General features: G+C 49.1%; 3 protein-coding genes and 1 pseudogene. All 4 read right to left on the reverse strand.

Annotated features, from left to right (window positions below; all coding sequences use genetic code 11):
• Window positions 1-256, reverse strand: a pseudogene (locus G547_RS23490) (IS21 family transposase); the annotation flags it as partial.
• A gap of 60 nt (window positions 257-316) precedes the next feature.
• Window positions 317-1,105 (reverse strand): hypothetical protein, encoded by a 789-nt coding sequence (locus tag G547_RS21815; protein ID WP_211224581.1) that lies wholly within the window; start codon window positions 1,103-1,105, stop codon window positions 317-319.
• 27 nt (window positions 1,106-1,132) lie between these two features.
• Window positions 1,133-4,366, reverse strand: a complete 3,234-nt coding sequence (locus G547_RS0115880) for a hypothetical protein (RefSeq protein ID WP_027330689.1) — start codon at window positions 4,364-4,366, stop codon at window positions 1,133-1,135.
• A gap of 222 nt (window positions 4,367-4,588) precedes the next feature.
• The coding region (locus G547_RS0115885) for an IS3 family transposase (protein WP_157209909.1) at window positions 4,589-4,875 on the reverse strand (287 nt) is incomplete at its 5' end.

Genomic DNA, 4,875 nt, shown 5'->3' on the forward strand with positions numbered 1-4,875 from the left:
AGCCTAAGTCTTTGATTTTATGAAGGATCACCTCAGCGTTCCAGACACCTTCGGCCAACTGCTGGTCGATGAACGACTTGAAGGGATCGAGCTTGCTGCCTCGGGGTTGATTACGGCGTCCGGTTTTGGGGGCGGGCAGTGCCAGGTAGCGACGTACCGTGCGCTCACAGCAGCCCAGACGGTGGGCAATATCCACGATGTGTGCCCCCTCTTTGCGAAGTTGCTTTATCATGTAGAAGTCCTCTCGGCTCAACATGGTGGTGTCCTCGATGCTTGGTCGCAAACAAGGAAACCCCATTTGGGTTGGGAGGACAATCTAAGTTGGTAATTTACGGACTTTTAACACCGGTGCTGACATTACCGCTTCAACCGAGGCCCATAACTGAAGCAGAAGTCCGCCCATGTGCTCCCTAATATCCAGTTCATACCAGGCCACTCCCCCTTCAGGCTGTAGGACAACTTGGGGCTGGCCCCTCATGAGTGCGCGCAGTTCTGGAAGATCTGCCAGTTGGGCTTCATAGAAAAATACTCGTACTCCGCGAGAGCCTCGCATCCAGAGATAGCGCCTAAGATACTCATTTGACATCCGCCAAGTGACATCCCTTTTAAGTTTCCAGTGGTAACTGCTAGATACCTGTCCCTCAGCAACACCGAACTCCGGAAGCCCTAAATCATCGTAAATCAAGCGCTGATCGTCATTCCCTACACAACGCGGAGTTAGCCCGAGAGTCATCCAGACCTTCTCGGCGAGATTGAATGCATAGAAAGAGTTATCCCCCCACGCCGCGACAACATAGTCATATCCGGAGATTGAGGGAGTGAATTGTGCAATACATCCGAGATTATCGCCGACGGGAACTGAGGACTCAACGACCCCATCCCCTGCTTCATCCTGCACTTCGATGGGGCTCTCTTCCAAGCCAGGTACTACAGCCATCTGCAAATGTAGGTGCTCTGCTTGGCCACCGTAGGGATCAGACTCATGCATGCAGAAAACCTCCAAATCCTGACTTGGCGACAGACCAACAGGTTCCAGAAGCCCACGCAGCTTTGGCGGGATTATTTGATAAGGAATAGGAAATGCAGCTAGATAGTCAAATGGCATGGGATTTCCAGTAGGAAGAGCAAATTATCAGGTTGGACCGCTCTGATCGTTGAAATTTTTATCGTACCCATGCTTTCCAAGAGCCATTGCTTCAAGCTCATATTGAGTCACTTCAGATGCCTCCTTAACGCTCAATCGTCGCTTTAGAATGGCGAGCTCTTTAATGAACTCGGGAACCCCTGACTTTAGCACCGCAGGAAGCAAAAGATAGGCCCCTGCACGGCTATAAGCCTTCAGAAAGCCATTTAAGTTGACATCCGACTCAGCGAGCATGGTATGCATCCGCGACGCGATGACTAGAAGCTTATCTCTTCTTCCTTCCTTGTTATGAGAGGTACGCGAAGTGATGAGAACACGGTAGTGGGCTGGATGATCATCGGAGATACCTCGAACAACAGCTAAGTAGATATCTTCGTTATTGTCAGTTCTTCCAAAGCGTTCACGCCAACGCTCAAATATCTTTCTGGCGGCCTCTTCATCCCTAAATACAAGAGCAATAGCTGGAGGGAAAGATACCCCCCAATCAGCGAATGCAGCTCCAACCCATCCGGCCCGATCCCAAAGGTGTACATCAATCACTGAACGAACACCAAAATCACGGTGATCTGTCGGAATTGGAGGTGCGTCAAGTCCCTCATCCGACGCTGCACCACCATTATTCTCTACAGGAGTGAGGTCAAGGCGATTAATAATAGGGCGAGATGACTTAATTTCATATGTCGAAGTAACCATTTCGTTCCAATCGCTCAATCTCGATAGCCGTCTATCGAAAATACGTTGTCGGCTGCTTCCAGAAACAACAATCATTCCTATTCGATCGATCACTGCTTCGTTTTCGAAGAGGTATTCAACTGTCTGCTTAAAATCTCCTGCATAACACGTCGCTGAAAGCATCGTGGCGGTCAACCCAATCAACATTCTCTGAACAGAATCTTGGTGAGCATAATCCGCAGGACACATATCAGCGGGCCAAAGAACGGTTGCTTCCATATCGTCAATATTAATTTTGAAATCAGGCGCCAGGTATACCGAACTTTCATGGATCGTAATAGTAAACCTTTCGGTATGTGCCATTACATCAAGATCAACCGCTGTCGCGTAAAGCGCTTCAATTGAGCCGACCACGGCCTCCGCAGAAAGAACTGAGGATTCGGAGCACTGGTGATAGACCTCCACCCGAATCCCCTGCACCCTTGACACGTAGCACTGCGATTCAGTCCCGTTAAGAATAATAGGGCCATGTGGGTTGCTAGACGCTGGCTGACTAGCCAATAGCGTGAAAAATTCAGCTGCCCCCTCTTCCGTTTCTTCTTTAGGGATTACCCCTTCAACCCTGAGTGTTGCTTCATGACCAAGCGCATAAAGTAGGGAGTTCCGACTCTGATACAAGCCCAACCCGCCAAGGACATCAGGCAACTGAGCTAGTTGTTGAAGCTCTTCCTCTGAAATGGTCAGAAGTTGGCTTCCAAGGATGAGATCAAACTCCGTAAGACGCTTCGCGAAGCGTTCCTTGGAGGTGCCGTCAAGAGGTAGACTGGAGGCACACCCTCGCGCCAACCGAATAGCTTCTAATGCATCGGGTATATGCCGAAGTTCAACAGTAACCCAAGCCAGTATCATAATCGTGGGTACGATAGAAGCCGGAAGGTCGGCATCCTCTTCCGCTTCGATACATATCGAAGCTATTGCAAAAATGCAGGTCGCACGGGCAGCCCAAAGCAGCCCGGCACTACGATATGCCATTGAGAGCAACTGAAGCGCTTCGATCAGCGATTCGGCATACTCCTTCTTTGTTAGCTGTCGGGCAGCTTTACCTAACAACCTGATCATTTCAAAGTTATTTTCGAAACTCAGCTGCTGTGCTCGCTTAAGAAGTATGAGAGCTCCCTGAGCTTCGCCTGTACGCTCAGACACAAACGCAGCCATATCGTCCACTAGCTGCCTATAACCGGGATCACTGCCAGCGATATTGCCAAAAATCTCCACCAACTGAATCAAACGCCCCACAGAGAACTCCCCGAGCCCCCTTGCCTGCTTTAGCACTTTAGAAAACTGTGGCCATAGTGGACTGAGCCCATTATGGTCCCGACTAAGCGCAGCTTGATTGACTTGAATCACTAGGAGTGAAGTTTGAGCCTCAAGTGCATTATTTGGCCGCTCGGTGTCCGCAGCTATAGACCGTAGTTTTTCGGTCAATCGATCTATCCGCTCATTCAGCTTCGCTTCATCAAAGGAAAGGTGCTGATGAATTACTGAGTTAAACAGCAACTGAGCCAAATTACACAAAAGCTCCAGGTTTCTGGCATGAGCCGTATCGATGACCAACACCTCAAAGGCATCGTATTCTCGATTTAAGTAGGGAATATCGTCAAACCACCAGAACGCTGTCCAAATTTTCTCGTAGTGTGCTGCAATTTTCTGTCGGAATGTGCCATCTAGTTCAGCGAGGCGAGCGGCCCGCGCAAATCGGCCATCAGTTTCGACGCGAGGGCGCTCCAAGTTGCGTGACAGTTTTGCTGCAATTAGCGCCTCCGTCACACGCTGCACTTCCATTCCAGGAAAAGCATCCGGATCGCCAATCACTTGTTCGATATCTTCGAGTTGACGGGATCGAGAGTAGTCCGACGGTCCGAGTCGATGCGTGTCGACCATCTCCTGCCCAACGCCGAGATAGTTGTAAGCCAGGTCCTTTCGATCGTGGTCAACCACTTGATCGACTATCCAGCTTCGATCAAGAATGATCACAATAACTCCGTATTCCTTACTAAGTTCATCTTCTATTCGCGCACGATCCTTCGCCCTGGCGAACTGCGATGTAACGCAATATATTTTCTGGTAACCCCTCTCTGTTTCAACTATTCCGGCCACGTCACTTCGCACTTTCTGAGACCACCTTTTTTTTGCGCTGAAAGCAAATGCCCAGCGTTCCTGGCTAGAACTTGGCTCTCCCACATAAGTCAACAACGCAATTTCTTCAGAAACGGGCACAGTCTCAGTATCCGCTTTGCTGTCTCCGCCCCCCTCAGGCCCTGTTGCTGGCTTCAAATGAGGGCAAATTGTGCGCTCACATAACTTTCGACAGAAGATTTCAAACTCGTGTGTCTCATTACGTGCGGTGATAGTCTCTAGATGGTACTCAAGTGTTGTGCTGTCTAGTTGGTACACCGTGCGATCTTCAGTATCTGAATAATACTCTGGGTGAATCTGGCGCATAAATTCAGAAGGAGACACTCGGTTTTCTCTCGGTAGATCATCAACCATTCCACATCTCTCGTGTCGTCAGGATTAATGCCAACATATTGTTAACCACACAACCCTATATGAAAGAACGCCCAGCTAGCAGAGATTCGATAGATACTCGTCTTTAGTGACATCTCAAAGCCCACATATGCTTTATCAATCCTACCTATTCCCATCTTTTAGACTTTGAGCAATTTTGTCCAAAATCCACTTAGTGTTCCCCACAAAAAGTAGACACCCTAACTATGCGGCCAGTGCCGCCTTTTCCTCGAACGCAACTGGACTCATGCCATCGTTCGCTGAATGCCTTCTTTTGCGGTTGTAGAATATTTCAATATACGCAAAGATCCCCGATTTAGCATCCTCTATCGAGCGGTAATCTTTAGCGTAGATCAACTCAACTTTCAAACGACTGAAGAACGACTCCATCGGGGCATTATCCCAGCAATTTCCTTTTCGACTCATGCTCGGCCTAACTCCTTGTGCCGCCAGGTAATCAACGTATTGTTGCGATCGGTACTGAACACCCC

The organism is Marinimicrobium agarilyticum DSM 16975 (genome assembly GCF_000423345.1).
Classification (GTDB): domain Bacteria; phylum Pseudomonadota; class Gammaproteobacteria; order Pseudomonadales; family Cellvibrionaceae; genus Marinimicrobium; species Marinimicrobium agarilyticum.

Coding starts and splice junctions, on each gene's coding strand:
- G547_RS21815 (WP_211224581.1), bottom strand. CDS start 1,105: ATGCCATTTGACTATCTAGCTGCATTTCCTATTCCTTATCAAATAATC.
- G547_RS0115880 (WP_027330689.1), bottom strand. CDS start 4,366: ATGGTTGATGATCTACCGAGAGAAAACCGAGTGTCTCCTTCTGAATTT.